At 42.8% G+C, this 23,025-nt stretch carries 16 protein-coding genes and 1 tRNA gene; 3 read left to right on the top strand and 14 right to left on the bottom strand.

All coding sequences use genetic code 11. The annotated features are described in order from the left end of the window. Window positions 1–26 precede the first annotated feature (26 nt). Window positions 27–1,244: an MFS transporter gene (locus tag QVP94_RS17610; RefSeq protein WP_005855551.1), complete on the bottom strand. Its 1,218-nt coding sequence runs from the start codon at window positions 1,242–1,244 to the stop codon at window positions 27–29. A 105-nt stretch (window positions 1,245–1,349) separates the two neighbouring features. After that, window positions 1,350–1,850, bottom strand: coding sequence for a thiol peroxidase (gene tpx, locus QVP94_RS17605; protein WP_022193127.1), 501 nt, complete (start codon window positions 1,848–1,850; stop codon window positions 1,350–1,352). A 165-nt stretch (window positions 1,851–2,015) separates the two neighbouring features. Between tpx and QVP94_RS17600 the strand changes: the two genes are divergently transcribed. After that, a complete protein-coding gene (locus QVP94_RS17600; protein WP_022193126.1) occupies window positions 2,016–3,287 on the top strand; it encodes a DNA recombination protein RmuC in 1,272 nt (423 codons plus the stop codon). Further along, window positions 3,284–4,867, top strand: coding sequence for a YfcC family protein (locus QVP94_RS17595; RefSeq protein ID WP_005855548.1), 1,584 nt, complete (start codon window positions 3,284–3,286; stop codon window positions 4,865–4,867). The genes QVP94_RS17600 and QVP94_RS17595 overlap by 4 nt, the downstream gene beginning before the upstream one ends. Here the strand turns inward: QVP94_RS17595 and trxA are convergent. The 8 genes from trxA to tamL form a co-directional block, all read right to left on the bottom strand. Next, window positions 4,864–5,163: a thioredoxin gene (gene trxA / locus QVP94_RS17590; protein ID WP_005855547.1), complete on the bottom strand. Its 300-nt coding sequence runs from the start codon at window positions 5,161–5,163 to the stop codon at window positions 4,864–4,866. The genes QVP94_RS17595 and trxA overlap by 4 nt on opposite strands. A gap of 1,097 nt (window positions 5,164–6,260) precedes the next feature. Then, window positions 6,261–6,593, bottom strand: a complete 333-nt coding sequence (gene cas2 / locus QVP94_RS17585; RefSeq protein WP_005855545.1) for a CRISPR-associated endonuclease Cas2 — start codon at window positions 6,591–6,593, stop codon at window positions 6,261–6,263. Between the two features lies 1 nt (window position 6,594). Next, complete coding sequence (gene cas1, locus QVP94_RS17580; RefSeq protein ID WP_005855544.1) at window positions 6,595–7,524, bottom strand: type II CRISPR-associated endonuclease Cas1; 930 nt, start codon at window positions 7,522–7,524, stop codon at window positions 6,595–6,597. Between the two features lie 114 nt (window positions 7,525–7,638). Further along, entirely contained in the window at window positions 7,639–11,913 is a 4,275-nt protein-coding gene (gene cas9 / locus QVP94_RS17575; RefSeq protein ID WP_005855543.1) for a type II CRISPR RNA-guided endonuclease Cas9, read from the bottom strand. 502 nt (window positions 11,914–12,415) lie between these two features. Further along, window positions 12,416–13,264, bottom strand: coding sequence for an IS3 family transposase (locus tag QVP94_RS17570; protein WP_036628659.1), 849 nt, complete (start codon window positions 13,262–13,264; stop codon window positions 12,416–12,418). Window positions 13,265–13,296: 32 nt separating this feature from the next. Next, complete coding sequence (locus QVP94_RS17565; protein WP_008780911.1) at window positions 13,297–13,677, bottom strand: transposase; 381 nt, start codon at window positions 13,675–13,677, stop codon at window positions 13,297–13,299. Window positions 13,678–13,804: 127 nt separating this feature from the next. Further along, window positions 13,805–13,878: transfer RNA gene (locus QVP94_RS17560), tRNA-Arg, on the bottom strand. Between the two features lie 78 nt (window positions 13,879–13,956). Further along, window positions 13,957–16,317, bottom strand: coding sequence for a translocation and assembly module lipoprotein TamL (gene tamL / locus QVP94_RS17555; RefSeq protein ID WP_005855540.1), 2,361 nt, complete (start codon window positions 16,315–16,317; stop codon window positions 13,957–13,959). Between the two features lie 76 nt (window positions 16,318–16,393). Between tamL and QVP94_RS17550 the strand changes: the two genes are divergently transcribed. Beyond that, window positions 16,394–17,161, top strand: a complete 768-nt coding sequence (locus QVP94_RS17550; protein WP_005855539.1) for a TrmH family RNA methyltransferase — start codon at window positions 16,394–16,396, stop codon at window positions 17,159–17,161. A 276-nt stretch (window positions 17,162–17,437) separates the two neighbouring features. Here QVP94_RS17550 and QVP94_RS17545 read toward each other — a convergent pair whose 3' ends face one another. The 4 genes from QVP94_RS17545 to ileS all read right to left on the bottom strand — a co-directional run bounded on the left by QVP94_RS17545 (window position 17,438) and on the right by ileS (window position 22,812). Continuing rightward, window positions 17,438–18,223: a DUF4296 domain-containing protein gene (locus QVP94_RS17545; protein ID WP_008771662.1), complete on the bottom strand. Its 786-nt coding sequence runs from the start codon at window positions 18,221–18,223 to the stop codon at window positions 17,438–17,440. Further along, window positions 18,224–18,841: a lipoprotein signal peptidase gene (locus tag QVP94_RS17540; protein ID WP_005855536.1), complete on the bottom strand. Its 618-nt coding sequence runs from the start codon at window positions 18,839–18,841 to the stop codon at window positions 18,224–18,226. Then, a complete protein-coding gene (locus QVP94_RS17535; protein WP_005855535.1) occupies window positions 18,842–19,222 on the bottom strand; it encodes a TraR/DksA family transcriptional regulator in 381 nt (126 codons plus the stop codon). A gap of 167 nt (window positions 19,223–19,389) precedes the next feature. Further along, entirely contained in the window at window positions 19,390–22,812 is a 3,423-nt protein-coding gene (gene ileS / locus QVP94_RS17530) for an isoleucine--tRNA ligase (RefSeq protein ID WP_005865260.1), read from the bottom strand. Window positions 22,813–23,025 lie beyond the last annotated feature (213 nt).

Raw genomic sequence — 23,025 nt, 5'->3', positions numbered from 1 at the left:
TTAAATAGTGTCTAAATACGATATCGTTATCTCTTAAAACTCTCTTTCAGACTGATCAACGAAGGGATAAAAAAGGATATAATACCTATCAAACATAAAAAGCCCCCACTTATTATAAAGGTATTTCCAAGCCCGATAGAATCCGCCAAAAAGCCGGTACTCAAAAGACCGATCATCGAAGGAAGCATACTAAAGCTCATGTAAAAAGAGAATACCCTTCCCATAACTCCCGGATCAATGCGAGATTGGATAACCGTAGTAAAAGTAGCAAAATACAGGGAACCACAAACACCTCCTAAAGCCGTCAGCACCGCAAACCAGATAAAACCGGATACCGGTAACAACCCGGAAAACAAGAATGTCAATCCCAACGCTATATACATCCCATTAATCAACAGTATCTCATTCCAACGATATTTCTTAAGCCCCAGTAAAGCACCCGCGAGCAAGGCTCCTCCACCCCATGAAACCTCGACCAAACTCACTTGGAAAGCATTTCCGGCAAAGTGATTCAACGTCATCAACGGGAATAAGACACTTACCGGCATAATCACGAATGTAGCCAATATAGACAATAGGAATAACCACGATAGCCCATATTGGTTACGGACTTCCATAATCGCCTCTTTCGCCTCTCTCCAAAGATGCAATTCTGAATTTCGTTCCTCATGAGAAGGATCGGGAATAAAGACAAAGCAGAGCGATAGACAAGCGAACGCCGCTCCAGCCACATCCAATAAGAGGATATTCGTCATCTTCATCATCGTTATGAATAGACCGGCCAAAGCGGGCCCGGCGATATTACACACCGACTGGATCACCTGATTAATCCCAGCTATGCGCATCAACTCCGATTTTGGAGCCAGCAAAGGAACAGAAGCTTGCATAGCGGGCATATGAAAGGCAGAACCTACGGAACGAAGGGCCAATAACACATATATATGACTAATCTTAGCCAAATCAAAATAAAACAAGACCGCCAATATCAACGTACAAAAAGCAATAAAGCTATCTGCCATAATCATCACCCGCTTCCTTTTCCACCGGTCGATAAAGATCCCCGTGAAAAGCCCCAAAACAGATTGAGGTAACAAAGCGGCCATCGTAGCAAATGCCAATACCTCAGCGGAACCTGTCTCCAGACTCAACCACAAGACTATCGCGAAATTAACAATCGAACTTGTCAGTATAGATAAGAACTGCCCCGTCCAAATAATGGCAAATACTCGCTTCCAGTTATCCATATAAACGTGTTTGTATTAAAAAAACGAAGGCCGCGGGATTCACATCCGACGGCCTCCTACACTAACCCTTAACTTTAACCAATGAAAAACAATAATCTACTACATTTATTTCAACGCAGCTAAAGCCGCATCGTAATTCGGTTCGGTAGTAATCTCGGGAACAAGTTCCTCATAAACCACCTTACCAGCTCCATCGACCACTATCACGCCACGGGCTAATAACCCTTTCAGCGGACTGTCTACCAGAAGCATCCCATACTTATCCTCAAAACATGAACACCGGAACACTGACAATGTAATCACTTTATCAATACCTTCCGTAGTACAGAAACGTCCATGCGCAAAAGGTAAATCTTTAGAAACAGCTAATACCACCGTATCCGGATGCGAAGCGGCTTCTTTATTGAAGCGTCTTACCGATGCCGCACATACACTTGTATCCAAGCTCGGAAAAACATTTATCACCACTTTCTTTCCTTTCAAGTCGCTTAGCGACAATTCGGATAAATCACTTTTTACACCCTTAAAGTCCGGAGCCTCTGTCCCAACTTTTGGCAACTCGCCGTTCGTATGAATCTCGTTACCTTTTAATGTTACTTTTGCCATCTTTGTATGTAAATTAAATAGTCTTACTTTAAGTTGGCTGCGCAAATATAAGCAGCTTTCTGTCGATAAAACAAACGAAAATAAACAATGTTTTTTCATTTAACTCTATTTAACTACTGTTGCAAAATACAGATTACCTATCTTTGACGTCAAAATTAAAAACAGATGGATTGGATTATTATCGGCGGACTTCTTATAATCATCGTGACGCAAATCCTTTTGCGTCCTAAACAGCTAAATAATAACAAAGAAGACCTAGAAAAGTTACTAAACGAGATACAACGCTCGTTCGACCGTATCGAGAAAAACTTTAGGGAGGACTTCCGCCTGAACCGGGAAGAAAGCCGGTTAGTAGCAAAAGATAACCGAGAAGAGCTGGCTCGTTCCATGAATGAGTTCAAGGAAGCCTTCGAACGTGGAATCGATTCTTTTAACAGGTTGCAGAAAGAGAAATTCGCCGCCTTGGACGAACGCCAACAGAGATTAGTGGATAACACGGAAAAAAGGCTGGAAGAGATCCGAGTCACCGTAGACGAGAAACTTCAAAAGACATTGAATGACCGTATCGGGCAATCTTTCCGTTTAGTCTCCGAACAATTAGAAAGTGTACAAAAAGGACTGGGCGAGATGCAAACCTTAGCACAGGATGTAGGAGGATTAAAACGGGTACTTAGTAATGTTAAGACCCGGGGAAATATCGGGGAGATCCAACTCAGTATGTTATTGGAGCAGTTATTGGCACCAGAGCAATACGAGGCGAATGTACATACCCGGAAAGGTTCGGATGCGGTCGTTGAATTCGCAGTCAAGCTCCCCGGGCGGGATGATGCCCGAGAATTCGTATACCTTCCCATAGACGCTAAATTCCCGAAAGATGTATACGAACAGCTCCTAGACGCTTACGATGCCGCAGATTCCCAAGCGATCGAGACAGCCGGAAAATTATTGGAGACAACGATCAAGAAGATGGCTAAAGATATTTCGGACAAATATCTGGCACCTCCCGCCACGACCGATTTCGGCATTATGTTCCTGCCGTTCGAGGGCATTTACGCCGAGGTCGTACGCCGTTCCGCTTTATTGGAGGACTTGCAACGAAACTACAAGGTAGTCGTAACAGGTCCCACTACCCTAGCGGCCATACTAAACAGTTTACAAATGGGCTTCCGTACATTGGCGATCCAAAAGCACTCAGGGGAGGTATGGACGATCTTAGGGGCCGTGAAAAAAGAATTCGAGAAAGTAGGCGGTATGCTCGAGAAAGCCCAAAAGAACTTGCAAACCGCCAGCGGGCAAATAGAAGAGGTTTTAGGTACCCGTACCCGTGCCATCCAACGTAAACTCAAAGACGTAGATACGCTTAGCGACCGTGAGGCCCGAGCTATCCTTCCCGAGATCGGAATATTAACTGAAGAAGACGAAAAAGCAGAATCATGAAAAAGAGACAAATACCCCACACTTACGTAATCATTTTTTACATCATCTTATTTTGCGCCGCATTGACATGGATTATCCCCGGTGGGCAATACACGGAAAATATCAGCCCAGATGGAGAGCGGACCGTTGTATATGAATCCGTGGAAAGCGTACCTCAAACATGGGAGGTACTCTCCGCCTTTTATAAAGGATTTGTGGACAAGGCGGATATCATCGTCTTCATCCTCATCATCGGTGGTGCATTCTGGATCGTGAACGACAGTAAGGCATTTGATATCGGGACAGTCAGTTTCCTGCGGAAAGCACGCAAAATGGAGAATAACCCCATCCTTCATAAAATAGGCATAGACAATTTTTTATTGACCGCTATCATGCTACTTTTCAGTATATTCGGGGCCGTATTCGGGATGAGTGAGGAGACCATCGCTTTTTGTCTGGTCTTGGTCCCGATGGCGATATCTATGGGATACGATTCCATAACCGGCGTATGTATGGTTTTTATAGCGGCGGGATTAGGTTTCGCCGGAGCGATTTTAAACCCTTTCACTATCGGTATAGCGCAAGGCTTAGCAGGAATTCCTCTTTTTTCCGGCATCGAGTATCGTATCGTTTGTTGGTGTATTATCAATGTGGTAGGCTTCACATGGATATTGCGTTATGCCGCCAAGGTAAAAAAGAACCCTCAATTGTCACCAGTCTATGAGGATGATCAATACTGGAGAGACCTACATAATACCCATTCTTTGGAAATCGTGTACAGGACCCCGAAAGCCGCATGGGTCAGTTTTATCCTATTGGCAATCATCTTAGCGGTCTTTTCTGTCTATTATCCCCAGACATCCTTAGAAATCGGGAATAGTGTAATCGAGGGACTTCCCTTAATCCCGATTCTTAGCGTAGCGTTCATAATCAGTTCGATATTCACTCTGCGGAAAACCGTACATTTATATATATTGAACCTTTTATTCTTCACGATCTTTTTCCTGATAACAGGCGTAATGGGCTATGGATGGTACATTATGGAAATAGCGACTTTATTCTTCGCCTTGGGCATAGCGGCGGGAATCGCCAATGGACGCGATCCGAATGAGCTTGTGAAACTATTCTTAGAGGGTTGCAAGGATATTATGAGCGCCGCCTTGGTTGTCGGTTTGGCAGGAGGTATCATCGTAATCCTACAAGAAGGCAAAGTGATCGATACGATTCTCTTTAACCTAGCGAAAGGGATGGAAGGCTTGGGGCAAGTAGCTACGGTCGGGATGATGTACGTTATCCAGACGCTTATCAATTTAGTTATTCCTTCCGGAAGCGCCAAAGCGGCCCTTACCATGCCTATCATGGCCCCATTCTCGGAGTTGATCGGTTTATCCAAGCAGGCCACCGTCATGGCCTTTCAGTTTGGCGATGGCTTCACGAACCTGATAACTCCCACATCAGGTGTCCTGATAGCGGTTCTAGGAGTAAGCCGTATCCCGTATGATAAATGGTTCAAATGGGCATGGAAGTTCATCCTTGTCCTAGTGATCCTAGGATTCCTATTATTGATCCCAACGGTATTGATCCCGATGAACGGCTTTTAATCGATATAGCTTTGCGCCTTCCGCAATAGGCTTCCGTGATCCATCACGCCGGAAGAGCGCCATACGATCTCACCTTTCTTAAAGATGATCAAAGTGGGTACGGATTGGATCCTCAACTGTGTGGCAAGTGCTTCGTTCTTATCTACATCAATTTTAAGGACACGCACTTGTCCCGCCAACTCCTTCCCCAATGCCTCGACCGTCGGACTCAACACCTTACACGGGCCGCACCATGTCGCAAAAAAATCCACCAATACAGGTTTATCCCCTTTAATGATATCGTCGAATGTTTCCATCTTACCTACTCTTTATATATTTACAATCTGTTTAATCTCAACCATAGGGAACCAAGCCCCATAGTTTCCAGCTTAAGCCTATCAAAAACAAATGTACGAAATTAAATCATTTATCTAAGACCTAAACAACACGGCTCTTTCATTTACCCATCCGTTTCAGCAGGCCGGAATGCATGGATCTCAAGTAAAATTCCGCACAATAAGCTCACGAGAGAAACTTATATATAAGAAACTGATAATCAGTATTAAAAAATAGGATAATCTTTCCAAAAAAAATAAAAAAGCCGTGCCTAAACAATCTTTTACCAGAACACCGCACCAAAATATTCCTCAATCAATGCAAATTGTCATTCTGACACTTTGCAATCTAAACGCTTGGAGAATCGATTATTTCGAGGCAAGGTACGACTTGCTTCCAAATTCGAAAATATTTTTTCACAATAATCTATTGAACAACGCATTACAAATTTTCACTGATTTATTCTAGCGAAAGATTTCGTCTTCTGTCAACCTCAGTCGGACAAACAAGCGACTTTTTATCTGAAAACAATAAGCTTTTCATCCGAAAACAATCGGATTTCCGGTCGGAAACAATAAGGATCGCAGTCGAAAACAGCATACAACGCCGTTATAAACACCTTACTATTGGATCATAATCCCTCTACAAAGCCTATTCATACACTAAAAAATGGCGAAATACGCTGTTTCCGCCTTCCTTTTCTCTCTATTTTCGCATTTCCATAAAAAGCCTTTATCAGCTAAAAGTCTCCATTTTGAGCAAAATGACAGAAAAAGAGATATTTTGATGACATAAAAGAGAATGGCTTACTTTTTGGTGTAGCTGCCCCAATATTTTGCAATATTTTATTGTGACTTGCTTTCATTTTAGTAACTTTGGACCATTGGAAACAGCTTCTCTGCGTTTTGGTTCAATGCGATTGCAGTTGTGATTTGCTTTCATTTTAGTAACTTTGAGCCATTGGAAACAGCATATTATCTATTAAAAACTATTAATCAATGGATTACAAAGCACATCAGAATAAAAAAAACAGATATTGTTTCCATTAAAAATCCCGCTTGACAGCGGGATTTTTCTTTTAGAACAACTCCAATTGCTGTCCAGGAGTATTCACTTCCACCGTTTTCTTTCCATAAAAAAGTTCAATATTCCCAAACTGCTTATCCGTAATACACATGATTCCGACATTCCCATGCTCCGGAAGAAAAGATTTAACTCTTTTTACATGTACGGCCGCATTCTCGCTACTAGCACAATGGCGGACATAAATAGAAAACTGAAACATCGTAAATCCATCTCTTTGTAGATTTTTCCTGAAATCCACATACGCCTTTTTCTCCTTCTTCGTCTCGGTAGGCAAATCAAACAACACAAGTACCCACATAACACGATATTCGCTAAACCGATCCATATTACATTTCCGGATAGGAGATTCTACGCAATTCGCCACTAAAGCACTTATACAGAGAAGCCGTAGTTTGCCCGACAGCCACCATCAACGGACTACGTTTTCCTGACATATAAGTTTCTAGCACAGGAATAGTAAGCAGCTGCGCTTTCAACTCTCTCGTTAGTTCCGCATAATCCACTCCCTGCTTTATGATACCACAGACCAATTGATCCACATACGGACGATAAGGCTCCATGATGTCATCTGCCAAGCAATAAGCATTATAACGATTATGATGGTGGATTCCTAAAGTAGGCAAAAGCCCACTTGCCACCAAGCTACGAGCAACAACCGCCCGCAGAATAGCATATCCATAATTCAACAAATTGTTAGGCGGAATGCCCTCCCTGTCTCTTGTGAAACCTTCTATCCAAAACAAATTCTTCCAATAATAAGCAGCCGCTCGGGCTTCCAGGTTACTCGTATCTCCGCTTTTCACATCCGAAGCCCATGCGTACATACATTTCACTTCTGCGCCAGAACATTCTTTCAATACGGCTGCCTGATTTTCAATCTTCGTCTTTATGGTCTGCTGCCAAAGCTGTTTCTTTAACGGTAGAGAGGCATCCAACTGTTGCCGGAATCTTTCGTTTTGCGTCGTGTTCCCATACAGAGGAAGCATCAAACCAACCGGCATACTTTTACTGTTACATGTAATGACAGCACAATTATTTTCAAGTAAAGCTTCCAACACGCCCGAAGAGATGGTGATCTGCTTGTGATCCAGTACCACAACTCCAATATCCTCAATGGGTTTCGTCACTTCTGAAGTTCGTTTGAAACTTTCAGGTAACGTATCATTCCTGACTACCTCCGGTAATTTTATCATCAACTGAGCATTTTTCAGAGACAGATAAACGGGGTTTCCAAAATAAAGGGTTTTCTTGATCATAAGCAGTTAGATTTTAAATTACTATTAATCAGTATAAAAGTCTGTTTCTAAAAAGGGTACAACCTTTTTGAGAATAGCATACACCCTATTTATTTCAATTTCTAATAGATACTATTAATATTCTCCCACTGATACTATTTGTCCAATGTGGTTAATTCGGATCTTGACAACACTATTACCAAAAGAAAGTGTTTTATATTGTTTATAAGCAATATCTTTCAACTCTTTCATATCTTTCACTGTTGTTTCCAAATGATGTCTAAATTTATAATCTCGAACAACATTATTTCCATACATAACTTTTGACATAGTCTGCACCCTAAATAAATTCGGACTAATCATTGCATAATTATCCGGATTCAACAAATCCACCTCCTTCGGATTGAAGCCTGTCTTTTCATTCGGGAACACGAAATATTCATTCTGCTTCATGCTAAACAAAAATTGCCAACCTTCACTTTTTCTGTAATCCTTATCAATAATAGGAAGTCCTAAATTAGCCCGTGTTACAGCCTCAAAGAAGGGGACAACCACCTCGTCCAGTTCATACATCAGATTACCATCCTCATCAAACGTCACCTGTCCTTTCTTGTCTAAAACAGGTTTACGATAAATAGCCACATGATGGTTGTTTCCGGTATTTACAAAATCCACAGGGATTTGTTTTCCATTTTCATCCCATATCGGATTCCCATTCTTATCTTTCTTCACGTGTATCGATTGGGCATTATTGATTCCTCGGATGCTAACCCGCTTGATACTTATCCCCTTTTCCTTATTCAGCCATATCGGATTTTCCCAAAAATTAACAAATGCCTTTTTGGGATCTCCACCGTATTCTTTCAAACGCCGTTCTAAAATAGCACGTACCTTTACATCAACTACTTTATCCACATTCAAAGCAGGATCGACCGGTTTTCGGATAGTATAAATAGTTTCAAATTCAACTGTTTGTACCTTCTCCGGAACTCGTATGGTCTGATACTTATCAGCATAAAGCGGATTCTTTTCCAATGCATTTTTTCCTGTAAATGCTTTCTTTGGATCATTACCGAATGTTTCCAACCGTTTAAGTAAGGCATTTCGATAAGCCCGTTTACTCACAGTCGCTATTTTAGCCGCATCAAAAGAAGCATTCACCTTTTCTATTTTTGTCACATATTGTTTGTGACTACCATAAACCGTTTCCAAATGCAACTGACCTCGCGGAGTTTGCTGTATCTTCGTATTTTCACCCTTTCTCTTTTTTGTTCGATTAACATTGACAGTCACCACCTTGTTCTTAGCTTTAATAGATACCAGCAGTTTTTCCAAATGCTGTTTGGCTTCTATCCGGAATTGCTCCAATGGAATAGGAGGCAAAGCTCTTCCTTTGTCAAAATAACGGGTCTTGATACCTATTATATTCGTATGGTTTCTATTGCCTGAATCTTGTGCCGCATTTTTATTATTGAAATACTGAATAAACGCATCCTTTGTAAAAGCTACCGTCAGCGCATCCATCGCATGATGCCGATGGTCATTCCTTTTTGTCCAATCCTTTATTCTTTTGATTTTTCTTCCGTCCTTATCTTCGTATGTTTCCACAAAACCCAAGGCTTCATATTTAGGCAGGTTCAGTTCTTTCATTACATCCACCAATTGCCAGTCTTCACGCAATTGATCTGTAATGGAACCGGTAGTTGCCACTACTCTACGGCAGATTTCGTTCAACATAGCGAGTGCTTTTTTCGCTATATATTGTGTATTTCTCAAATCCCTATCAATGAAACCATCCGGTATATCCTTCTGTTCCATTTTCAATTTCCGAAGTTTCGCCTTTTTGTCATTGAACAAGCTTTCGCAACGATTTATATATTGTTGCAAGCCTTCTTCTCCATATTTTTCTTTTACAAAATCATAAGCGGTCTTATTTCCCTTTTCTATATTAATAGCCTTATACTCCAATGTCTTGTTAGATAAAGAATCATCAAAAAGACGGGATTGTGGAATAATATGTTCTATATCTATCTCCTTACTGAAAATCTTTTCTTTAGGTATATATTGATTGGAATACAATGTTTTATATCCATTATCTTTCAACTCTTCATAAAGTTTGTAACGGATAATATCATTGCGGCTCACGTTCATCATACCAAATTCATCTTGCAACAATTTACGGATCTCCTCATGCTCACGGGTACTCTTTGCGATAGCTTTCGTCAGTTCCTCACGTTCTTTGGCACTCTTCTTTAATTCACGAGCCAATTCCACTCGGATTTCATCAGGTTTTCCATACGTATCAATGATTGTATTGATTACATTCACCATCTGACTCAAAATCTTTTCAACCACCGGATTTCGGAGACTGTTTTTAGGAAGAACCTCCAGCTTGCCCTTTAAAACCTTATTTTCTATCTCCTCCTTAGTCAGTGAAGATTTGGAATGACGATAACCGGCATATTCACAAGCCACATCATACAGATTACCCTCTTTCAAATAGGGTAAAATCCTTTTGATGGCTTTCGCGCTCAAACTTCCGTAATCATCTTGAAACGAAAGACTGGCTAGCTCTACAGCATATTCTTTCTCAACTCCGCAAAGTTGCATGATCTTTTCAATCAGTTTGCCGTTACCGGTCGACGTATTATCTCCTTCAAAAGAATACAACAGATGCCAAAGTCTGAAATAAGGTTGCATCTCGAGCTCTTTCCCCTCTTTGGTTAAGTCAATGGTAAACAGATTCGTATTCCAACCTAAATCGGTAAAGATAGTTCTTAGCTGTCCGATTATCTCATCTGCTGGTTTCTTAAAATCCAACGGTTCGTAGCCATACTTTTCTATCATTTTGCTATAGGCAGAAAAGAGAGAAAACCCAGTACGATTTCCATCTATTTGTTTGAAGTTCAAATCCAATTCCTGTGGATTTTCAAATAAGAGCTTCAACACATCTGCTTTCTTCATGTTTTCTTTTATCGCAAGTTCTCTTGCCAGTATTTCTTTTTCTTCTGGATACAAAGCCCTACTTTCGCTTGCCGACAAAGCATTTCTTTTCTTCTCTCTTCCCAATACCTTTATGTCATTCAATGTCTGCCATACCTTAAATTCCTGAAACAATGGATGCGAACGAGGTATCACCTTGCATCCTATGACTTTGGTCTGTTTCTTTCCATCCTTTTCTACTACAATCTCCAACCTTTCAAACTCACAGAAACTAATCAAGCCTTTCTGACTTTTCAGACGTCGTTGGTAAAAGATGATCATATCGCGAATCTCTTTTTTCAATTCAGCTGTCAATTCCTTATGAAATTCTGCCTGCTTTTCCCAAATTCTATCAAATTCATCCAAATAATCCTGCCGATAGAATACCATATTGCGCAAACTTGCATGGGGATTCTTGTCTAACTCAGCCATCTGATACTGTCCGACCGTTTGATGATTAAAGTATAACACTTTGCTCCTATCACTAATGGCTCCCAAATAACCACTAGACGCATTTATCTGACCATTGATCTCTTGCAAGACTACGGCTATCTCTTCCAAACCTAATTGTTCAGTAAGAGCTTGCGCACGCCAACGATAATTTTCCTTTTTCAGTTCATACCCCTTAGTCGTCCGTTTAAGACCGACAAGTTTACATTCTTTTTCTATCGTTTCATTCTTTGCTTCTCTGTCATTCCAGCCAACCACTTCTTCTTTCCAAACAAAATAGTTAGCCAAGATAGCCCATGTCTGGCTTCTGTTTTTTCCTTTGATTTCTTCTTTGGCGGCATCACAGAAAACATCAGGATGAAATTGCTTTTGAACACTCCATATTCTATCCAACTCTTCTTGCAAATCAGAACGGTAAAAGTCTGGCAAAACTTTCTTGCCCGATTCAAGTAACTGCGAACAAAGTTGCCCCGGAGTCAAATCCTCCTCATACAGCTTTTTAGCAATCTCCATTCCATCAATCAAAACTCCATCTTCTTCCTTTTTTACCTTTCGACTACTTTTATATCCACGTTTTTTATTAATCATCAATAAGACACGGGATAGTTCCTCTAAAGAAATCTCTTCTTCAGCAGCTTTAGCCCGTAAACGACAGGTTTCAAACGTAGTTCTGTTTCCTTGTTCCGAAAGGATAGTTTCGTCGGTAATAAAACCCAGCTCTTTCAAAAATTCAACCAACGCATCACGACGTAATTTATATCGCTGCAAATTACGGCGCATACTTCTTTTAAGAGTTCTTTCCGCATTTGTAGTGATACTTTTCCCTTTTTCAAAGTTCTGCGTTTCATCTACTGTCAAAGGATTTACTCTCACACCTAATCGGATGATTGACGAGACTTCCTCATCTGTTTCAGCTTCGTTCACCAACGCCCACCCTATACTATTTGTCCCTAAATCCAAGCCTAAAATCCTTTTCATAGTATGTTATCTTTACATTTTCCCAAATATAAAAATTTTATTTCAGAAACACTTGCACGCAAGCATTCCATTTCATATATTTGTCATACTAAAATGAAGCAAATCACAATAAGGATTATTCCGTTGTGAAAACATTAGGTTCCCTCGCCCTTCTGCGGGGGATTTTTTTATGCTACGAAGTTCTAAAATCAGCCTAAATGCCAGCTTGGTAGAAACCCGTGGAAAGGACAGTATATCTTCTATGCCACTTGCAGTATATATTAAATGACAAAGTAAGTAGTACTTACTTTTACGGCATATTCCTCAATCCTGTCCATTCCTAAAATCACTTGTCACTTTTGGGGTAGTTAAACAACTTTACTTGTCAATAAACTCATGATCCTCCTGGCTTACTTGTCACTCTCTGATAAAGCCTACCAAAAAGCCTGTCATCAAGAATGGACAATGGATATACCAGAGTGATCCATATTCTCGGCGTACAAATGTAAGGAATCAAAAAGAATCAGGGTCTTTTTCGCCAAAGATTTTTCCCCGGCAGTTTGCCTTTATACACCTCCATCGGGCACTCCATTCCGATGCTCATATGAGGTCTTCGGTTGTTATAAAAGTCAATCATACGATTGATCTCATTGATCGCCTGTTCTTTATCCCTGTACATTTCCTGCTCGTATATCCATTCGACCTTGAAGATCCCGTTCTGTCTTTCCGCCATGGCGTTGTCTGTCGGCTCATATCCTTCTGTCATGCTTATCCGTATGTGATGCTCCATGAGGCAGCTGACGTAAGCCTCGCTGGCGTATTGTGACCCCCTGTCCGAGTGGTGTATGGTACCGCAAAGGTTGCCGCCTCCGGCGATCCGGATCGCCATGCGCAAGGCCTCTGTCGTATGCGAGGCGCTGAGACTGTCGGATAGGCACCAGCCCAATACGGCGTGCGAATAGGCGTCGGTGACAAGATGCAAGTACAACACGTCCCCCAATATCCACACGTACGTGATGTCCGACACCCATATATGGTTGGAATACCGCGCGTCTTTTCCCTTGATAAGATTGGGGTACCTTTTATAGACATGATTGGAGTCTGTCGTACGCCTACGTTTGTTGGGATTGAGCTTAAAGCCTTTTGATTCATAAACCTTTAAGAACGAGTCTCGCCCGAGGGTCACAGCATGTCCCAAATCCTTTTCCAGTAAATGGAACAGCTTGAAACCTCCGATACGGGGACAACAAAGACGATAATAGCCTATCATGTCAGCAAGAAGCTTGACGCGTTGTCTCTCCGATACATCCGCCTTCATGTTCGCGTAATACCATTGGCGTTTCTTTCCAAACAGCCCGCAAAGGGTAGCCACACTCTCATGGGGATACTCCTCACGTAACGCCGTTACTGTTTGGCACCATCTTTTCTGAATATACTGATGCCTTCTTCCTCTTCCGCTATCTCTATCATCTTCTCGAAGGCACGGCTACGCATCTTCTCCAGCTCCAAAGAACGACGCAATTCCTCTATGCGCTTTTGAAGGGACTCCATATCTGTCAAATCCGATTGCTTGGGAACCATCTGTAACCTCTCTTTTGTTTCTGATGGCAAAGGTAACTGGTCCGATCCCACTGGGTATTCTTTTAGCCATCTATATATGCAAGGAGGGCTCAAAGAATATTTCTTCGTTATCGCATACTTGCTCATTCCGCTACTGTAATACTCGCGTAACACGGATAATTTAAAGGGTTCCGTGAACACTCTTTTGGGCTTTCTTTTGATCATTTCTATACTTTTTAGCCCCTTAAAAGTGTCAAGCTATTTCAGGACAAGACATCGGCTCACGCACCTAAGATACTTTGCCAACGAAGTTATGACACAAAAAAGGGAGACTCTTTTAGAATCTCCCTCGTGATCGGGCTGGGATTCGAACCCAGGACCCACAGCTTAGAAGGCTGTTGCTCTATCCAGCTGAGCTACCTGACCATCCTTATTTTCGTGGTGCAAAGGTAAGGATTTTTCTTTTCCTTGCAAACTTTTAGTACACTTTTTTACATATTGAATTTAGAATGGATAACCAACGGCAAAATGCAAGGCGAAATTATCCTTGAAATTAGGACGGGTTATCGCCCAACGCCTAGACTTTTTCTCCTGAGGATTATAAGCCTTGAAGCCTGTATCTAAACGTAGTAGAAAGAAATCAAAGTCCAAACGAAGTCCCAAACCATAGGAAACAGCGATCTCCTTGTAAAAACGAGAGAAATCAAAGTTTCCAGCCTTATAGCGTTCATCAGATACATTCCGGGTCCATATGTTTCCGGCATCTATGTAAGCCGCCAATTCAAACTTCCAAAAAAGTTTCGTTCGATATTCCAAGTTCAAATCCAAGCGGATATCCCCCGATTGAAGAGCGAAAGAAGTCGTGCTGTCAACTTCCATACTACCCGGACCTAACTCTCGTACAGACCATCCCCGGACACTATTCGCTCCCCCCGAGAAATAAGCACGCTCAAAAGGTAAATAGTTTGAGTTACCATAAGCCATCCCCACTCCCACTCCTATATGGAAAGCTAACTTGTTACGACTGTCAAGCACGATTCCTTTACTAAAATCGAAATCCAATTTCACATATTGCGCATATTCCGTACCAAACAACTCATAATAACCGTCATCATTTTTCTTCGCCCCCGTAAGATGCGAAAAGGCACTCAACAAATTCCCTGCGACCTCGACCGACGCACGTAGGGAATGCGTGTTTCTCAAACGATTCTGGGGAGAATAATTACTGAAGGAATAAGTATATCCCGAACTCATGATAAAATGGTTCGTATAGTTATACAACACCATATAATCCGGCAAGCTATTGATAAAGTCCATATTCTTATCCGGCAAATACACATAATTCAAGTCTACAAGCTTAAAGGTATGGCGTGCCTGTGTATTGCCCCGATCTTGCCAAATATAACTCCAACCACCAGATAGAATCGCCCTCGTATACTCCGGACGTTTTTGCAGGTTGTAACTTATTTTCGCTTCAGTTGACGCACGTAGCCGCCTACGAAAATCCGAACTCAAGAACGGGAACAAGAAACGAGGAAACAGCAAGGACCCTTCCGCACCTAACTCCCAGTAATTACCAAAGCCATTCGCCTTATTTCCGGATAACGCCTCGTAAGCCCCTCTCACCCTCGCCGAGAACAGCTCCGATCCTCGGAAGATATTCCTATGCTGATAATTCAAGCTGGAGGCAAACCCATAATCACCCGCCGAGTTAGTACCTTCCAAATCCACTCCCACCGTATTTATCTTCGCGGGAGAAGTGAGAATGTAACAATCCAACTTCATCGTATCCCGCTCCTCTACTTCCGTAAAACGTATATTTACATTCCTCAAAGCCCTTAGAGAAGCGAACGCCGAATAGGTCTGCTCTATATTCTTCTCACTAAATAATTGCCCCGGCCGAATATAAGTACTCCTCCGGAGCACGCTCGGACGGATACTCTTCCCGTTTCGGCCATATACGATATTCACCCCTGCGCTGAGCATCGTATCTGTAGCCATGAAACTAGCGTCCTCTCCTACCCCCATCGGATTATAATCGGTTAAGACCGTTACATCCTTAATATAATACTGACGATGCGGCTGATCCTCTACCGACCCATTGGGCAACACCTTCCGATAAGGTTTCATGGACATATCAAGATCCACGACATTTTGGTTAAAAGAACTATCAGCGATATATCCTAAATAATCCCGATTAAAACCATAATACCCGTTCCAGCGAAGTAAGGTTGTAATACGCTCCCGCTCCTTGTCCAATATATCCCGGTCAAATAAAGTTCCTTCCTTAACTAATTGGTTATACTCTTCCTGTGAGGACCGGAACGCAGAAGCTAAGGGAGAGCGGCGAGGCGCTTTCAGATGTGCCAAACTATCAATTTTCGGATCGGGGAACTTCATCGTGTAATTGCGTATCCTATACGGATCGTTCGCCTTTATATGGTAAGTTACAACCGCTTTCTTATGGCGTGCCGTATCAATCGTCGTTGATACATCCGCATGGACATACCCTTTATTAATGTAAAAACGCTCTAGTTCCATGGCGGACTGTTCCACCAACATCGTATCCAGCACCACGGGAGGCTCACCGATCCTACGTAACTGTTTATTGATCCATTTCTTCTCATTCTTACCAGACCAATCATAGACAAACAACTGCCACTTCATCAGACCAAACACCTTGAAGTTTGGTTGCTGCCTAAGATAAGATTTTAAATCCGCAGACTTATAGTCCCTGTTATCCGACACGATCTCCACCTTATCCAGCAAATATTCCCCATCCGGCACAAACTTGGTCGTACTACAAGAGGTTAGTAGTAGTACGATACAGATAAAATAGCATATACGTAGAGATCGATTCATCATTCCAAGCTTTTTACGATCGCGAATGTACTGGAATTTAAAGAATTTACCGTACTTTTGTTTTGTAAAAAGAACTAAGATGCTAAGCAAGACCAAAGTCAAATACATCCGTTCTCTGGAATTAAAGAAATTCCGGAATGAAAATAATGTTTTTGTAGCCGAAGGAAATAAATTGGTAGCCGATATGTTACCGGCCTTTGAATGTGAGTTATTAATAGCCAAGCCATCTTGGATGGCTACACAAGGCGATATTCCGGCCAAGGAGTTATTGGTAGCGGAAGAAGATGATATTCGTAAAGCCAGCTTCCTGAAAAATCCCCAAGATGTACTCGCGATCTTTAAACGCCCCAATTGGGATATAACGGAAATAACGCCGGAAAAGGAGCTTGTTCTCGCATTAGACGGAATCCAAGATCCGGGCAACTTAGGTACGATCATCCGGTTAGCGGACTGGTTCGGTATTTCCCATATCGTATGCAGCAAAGATACCGCCGATGTTTTCAGTCCAAAAACCGTACAAGCCACTATGGGTGCGCTCGCCCACGTAAAAATACATTACACCGATCTGGAAACGTTCTTACAGGCCCAATCAGCCCAAGCCATACCTTTATACGGCACCTTCCTTGGCGGAGAAAACTTATATGAGAAAACCTTATCCGGAAACGGTATCTTGATAATGGGTAATGAAGGAAATGGAATACGTCCCGCCATAGAGGCTTTTGTAAACGAAAAATTATATATCCCGAACTATCCGGAAGGAAGAGACACCTCAGAGTCTCTCAATGTGGCCATCGCTACAGCTGTGGTCTGTGCCGAGTTTCGCAGACGCCAAGGGAATCCCGCTTAAACGATATATATGGACTGAACAACCCGGCGTAATCTTTTCGGTTAACGCCGGCCAAGATCCCATCACCTGCTTAAAACCAATCGCCGGTTCCGAGGAAAGAACCGGCACCAGCACTCCATCATAAAAAGCGGTTCCAGCTATCTCCTCATTCAACGGGTAAACACCATGAAACGCACCATTATCATCCAGTTCGATATAATGCATACGATAAACCTGCTTACACCAAACGTAATGAGCGGCAATTCTTCTCATAAGTATAATAAACAAATAGAGAGATTACTTAATAGAATCCTTAGGTAATTCGGCAAGCTCCTTACCATAGTTATATTTCATCAAGCTTAAGCTATCTATATACACCTTATAATAAGTCGTATCCATATTATCCATACGGATATATCCAAACACACGCTTTACTTTCTTAGTTGGTATAGTCTTCAAGATCGTCTCGTGATATCCATCTTTCGTGATCTTACTATTCACCGTCAAGGTCGTATCACCTTGGTCTGCGCTTAAACGTACCTCCGGCTTATAAGCCATTTTGTTATTCAATCCCCAGACACGCATGCCCAGCACGAAACTACTGCCCGAGGAATAATTCGTTTCCGGACGTATATCGAAAGTCACCCCATTAAATACAGAGGTAGGAGACAAGACCAGATAAGAACGGCGAGGCCAAATATCCACAGAATCCCGGTTCGATACCGGCGCAGCGTCCGCCTGCACATCCCCTAAGTTATTGATCCGTTTATTAAGATCGGCCAAGACCCGGTTGTAGACCTCCATATAAATATCCAAGTTACGGCCGTACCACACCAACGAGCTATCATACACCGCCTGTGTAATATCATGCTTACGGAATACAGACTCATACAAGGCAAGCTTCATGGTATCGGATTTATAAGTATTATAATCCACATTTACCATGGCCTCAGCCAGCAACATATCCGTCAAGACACCCTGCATCTTTTTCTCCGACAGAATACCATCCGGAACCTTACTACATGCCGCCAGCAACGTCGTGGCTAATAAAGCCATACCATATATCCGTAATTTTCTCCGCATTTATTTCTCTTCTTTCGAAAGGCTAGCCGACAAAGTATGCCGATAAAATATTAACAAAAGGAAAACTCCCACGCAAATCGCCGAGTCCGCCAAATTAAAGATCGGACGGAAGAAAACGAACTCCTGTCCACCCCAGATCGGAACCCAATCCGGGAATACGGTCTCTATCAATGGGAAATAGAACATATCCACCACCTTACCATGCAGCCAAGAGGCATAACCACCTCCCTCCGGCATAAAAGTAGCGAGTTGCCCGAAACTATGGTCGAAGATCACGCCATAGAATATCGAGTCGATTATATTACCCACCGCCCCCGCAAAAACCAAAGATATACAGGCAATAAAACCGAATTTATAATTTTCTTTAACCAGCTTATACAAATAATATCCGATAAACAATACAGCCACGATACGGAATACGGAAAGGAATAATTTCCCAATCACCTCTATACCGAATGCCATACCCGGATTCTCAGTAAAATAGAGATAAAACCACGGAGTTATCTCTATACTCTCATGCAACTGCATGTGGGTCTTAATCCATATTTTCAGCACTTGGTCAAGAAGAAGGAGCAGTATTATGATTAACACTGCTCCCCAACCTTTAGAATATCTCATTTACTTTGCACCTCCTTGTTTTGCTTCGATACTTAAAGTCGCATGAGGCACAGCACGTAGCCTTTCTTTCGGGATCAATTTACCAGTCTCCCGGCAAATACCGTAGGTCTTATTCTCGATACGGATCAAAGCGGCCTGTAAATTCTGGATGAATTTCATCTGGCGTTGCGCCAAACGGCCCGCCTCTTCCTTCGATAACGTAGAAGCGCCTTCCTCCAGCACCTTGAATGTAGGAGACGTATCAGCCACGTCGTTACCGTCGGAATTCGTAACCCCTGATCGCAAAAGCTCGTAATCCCTCTTCGCGATTTCCAGTTTCTCTAATATAATAGCGCGGAACTCCTCGAGCTCAGCGTCTGAATATCTTGTCTTCTCTGCCATGGTTCTAAAAAAATTTAGGTTCAACAATCGTTCAAATATCAATCAAAAAGAAGAATTAAGAATGAATATAAAATCATATTATTTCTTCTTTGCATGCAAAGATAATATAATTATCGATTTTCCTATATTTCATTCCTAATTCTTCCGCAAGAAATGCTATTCTATTTTTAAGCTTTCTCGATCTTTACGGACAATTTAAAGTCCTCGAAATCGAGTTCCGTAGCGTCGCTGATCGCATTATCCATGATTTCGATAGATTCCGCCAATACTTGGTTAGCAATATAATCCTTATAATCATGGATCGCCTCATCCATCTCCTCGCAAGAAAGAATGGATACATGGATCTTATCCGTTATATCGAAACCACTGCTCTTACGCAAGTTCTGGATACGATTCACCAACTCACGGGCCAGACCCTCCTTACGCAAATCCTCGGTTACGGTAATATCCAAAGCGACTGTCAAGCGACCTTCATTAGCGACCAACCAACCCGGGATATCCTCAGAGATGATCTCTACATCCGTACGCTCCAAAACGGCCTCCTGTCCATCTACCATCAAGGTAAACGTTCCGGCTTTCTCGAAAGCGTTGATATCTTCTTGGCTCATCGATTGAATCGTGGCGGCCAACGCCTTCATGATCTTTCCGTAGCGCGGGCCCAACTTCTTAAAGTCCGGTTTGATCTTCTTCACCAAGATACCTGCCGTATTATCCACGAACTTCAGCTCCTTCACGTTCACCTCGTTCAAGATAAGGTTCTTCACGGCCTCGATACTCTCTTGTTGATGAGCGTCTACAACCGGAATCATTACCGTATGCAACGGCTGTCGAACCTTGATATTCACCTTGCGGCGAAGAGCCAATACCATAGAAGAAACATCTTGAGCCATTTGCATACGCTCTTCCAAATTCTTGTCGATCTTAGACTCGTCGTAAACCGGGAAATCGGACAAGTGTACGGACTCAACGTTCTCACGTCCCGTAACAGCGACCAAGTCCAAGAATAACTGATCGGCATAGAACGGAGCGATCGGAGCCATCAACTTAGCCACTGTCTCCAAGCAAGTATATAAAGTCTGGTAAGCGGACAACTTATCCTCCGTCATACCACCACCCCAGAAACGGCGGCGGTTCAAACGCACATACCAGTTACTCAAGTTATCATTTACGAAATCAGAGATAGCACGTCCGGCACGAGTCGGCTCGTAAGCCTCCAAGTAGCCATCCACATCCTTCACCAAGCTGTTCAACAGAGAAAGGATCCAACGGTCAATCTCCGGACGCTTGCTCCATTCCACATCCGGATCGGAGTAGTCGAAGCCATCCACGTTCGCGTACAAAGCAAAGAATGAATACGTATTATATAATGTACCAAAGAACTTACGGCGAACTTCCTCGATACCATCGATATCAAACTTAATATTATCCCATGGTGAAGCGTTCGTGATCATGTACCAACGCAACGGGTCCGAACCATACTTCTCGATCGTAGAGAATGGATCAACAGCGTTGCCCAAGCGTTTAGACATCTTGTTTCCGTTCTTATCCAATACCAGACCGTTAGACACGACAGCCTTGTAAGCCACGCTATCAAAGATCATGGTGCCCAGAGCATGCAGGGTAAAGAACCAACCGCGTGTCTGGTCAACACCCTCAGCGATAAAGTCAGCCGGATAGATCTGACGATTATCGAACTCCTTCAAGTTCTCGAACGGATAGTGGATCTGGGCATAAGGCATAGCGCCGGAATCGAACCATACGTCGATCAAGTCTGTCTCACGCTTCATCGGCTTGCCGGAAGCGGAAACCAAGATAATATCATCCACATACGGACGGTGCAAATCGATCTTCTCGTAGTTTTCCTTCGTATAATCTCCCGGAGCGAAGTCCTTATAAGGGTTAGACTCCATAAAGCCGGCCTTCACCGATTTCTCGATCTCGCCGAACAGCTCTACCACGGAACCGATACACTTCTCCTCGCTACCATCTTCCGTACGCCAGATCGGTAACGGAGTACCCCAATAACGGCTGCGGCTCAAGTTCCAGTCTTGCAAGTTCTCCAGCCATTTGCCGAAACGTCCCGTACCCGTGCTCTGCGGTTTCCAGTTGATCGTATTGTTCAACTCGATCATGCGCTCACGGCAAGCGGTCGTGCGGATAAACCAGCTATCCAACGGATAATACAATACCGGCTTATCAGTACGCCAACAATGCGGGTAATTGTGGACATGCTTCTCGATCTTGAACACCCGGTTCTGGGCCTTCAGCATCATGCAGATCTCTATATCTAACGTCTCATCTTTATCCGTCTTCGTATCATCGTAAGCGTTCTTCACGAATTTTCCTTGCCATGGATCATAATCAGAAGCGTTCATACAATTTTGTACAAACTCCGGAGCCAAGTCTTCCAGCTTATAGAACTTACCGGTCATATCCACCATAGGGCGCATATTTCCATCCTTATCCTGCATCATCAAAGGAGGAACCCCGAATGTTTTCGCCACACGGTTATCGTCCGCACCAAACGTCGGTGCGATATGTACGATACCCGTACCATCCTCTGTCGTAACGAAATCACCCGTGATCACACGGAATGCACCTTCACCCGGATTTACCCATGGGATCAATTGCTCATATTTCATACCGGCCAACTCGGAACCCTTCCACTCACCTACTACGCTGAAAGGAACCAGCTTGTCACCCGGTTTGTAATCAGACAAAGAAAGCTCAGCGGCTTTCGGATTGAAATAAGCAGACAATAAATCTTTCGCTATAACAGCAGTCATCGGGATACCCGTGTAAGGATTATAAGTCTGTACAGCCAGATAAGTAATATTCGGGCCTACGCAAAGCGCCGTATTGGAAGGCAACGTCCAAGGAGTCGTTGTCCATGCCAAGAAATAAGGATCGCCGAATTGTGCCATCTCCGGTTTCGGGTCCAATATATGGAACTGTGCCGTACAAGTCGTATCCTTCACGTCACGATAACAGCCTGGTTGGTTCAACTCGTGCGTGCTCAAGCCCGTACCCGCGGCGGGAGAATACGGTTGGATCGTATAGCCTTTATATAAAAGACCTTTCTTATAAAGCTCTTTCAATAGATACCACAAGGTCTCGATATAGCGGTTATCATACGTGATATAGGGATTCTCCATATCCACCCAATAACCCATCTTCTGCGTCAGATCCTCCCACTCTTTCGTGAACTTCATCACGTCCTTACGGCAAGCGGCGTTATACTCAGCGACAGAAATCTTCTTACCGATATCTTCCTTCGTGATGCCCAAAGCCTTCTCCACGCCCAACTCGACAGGCAGACCGTGTGTATCCCAACCCGCCTTACGATTCACCAAGAATCCCTTCATGGTTTTATAGCGGCAGAAAATATCCTTAATCGAACGGGCGATAACATGGTGAATACCCGGCATACCGTTTGCGGATGGAGGACCCTCGTAGAATACGAATGTAGGATGTCCCTCTCTTGTTTCAAGACTCTTATGGAAGATGTCTCCATCCTTCCATTTCTTCAGCACCTCTTTATTTACGTTCGACAAGTCAAACTTAGAATATTCGGTAAATTTCTTACTCATATCGCGATGTATTTATCTTGCTTCTAAAAAATTGCCGCAAAGTTAGTGATTTCTTTCGAATTAGACAATATGGAATTTTCATTAATGAAAGCACAGGTTTCTTCTGCGTGAAACAAATTTTAGTTAAAGCAGAAAAGTAACAGTATCTGATAAAATCCTATTAGGAAACCTACCGGCTCTCTCCTACTTTTGCCCCTGAATTTAAATCTAACA

It is taken from the genome of Parabacteroides sp. CAG:2 (genome assembly GCF_000436315.1).
In the GTDB taxonomy this organism is placed as follows: domain Bacteria; phylum Bacteroidota; class Bacteroidia; order Bacteroidales; family Tannerellaceae; genus Parabacteroides; species Parabacteroides distasonis.
Note: the sequence above shows the minus strand (reverse complement) of the source record. Positions and strands in the feature narration are given on the sequence as shown.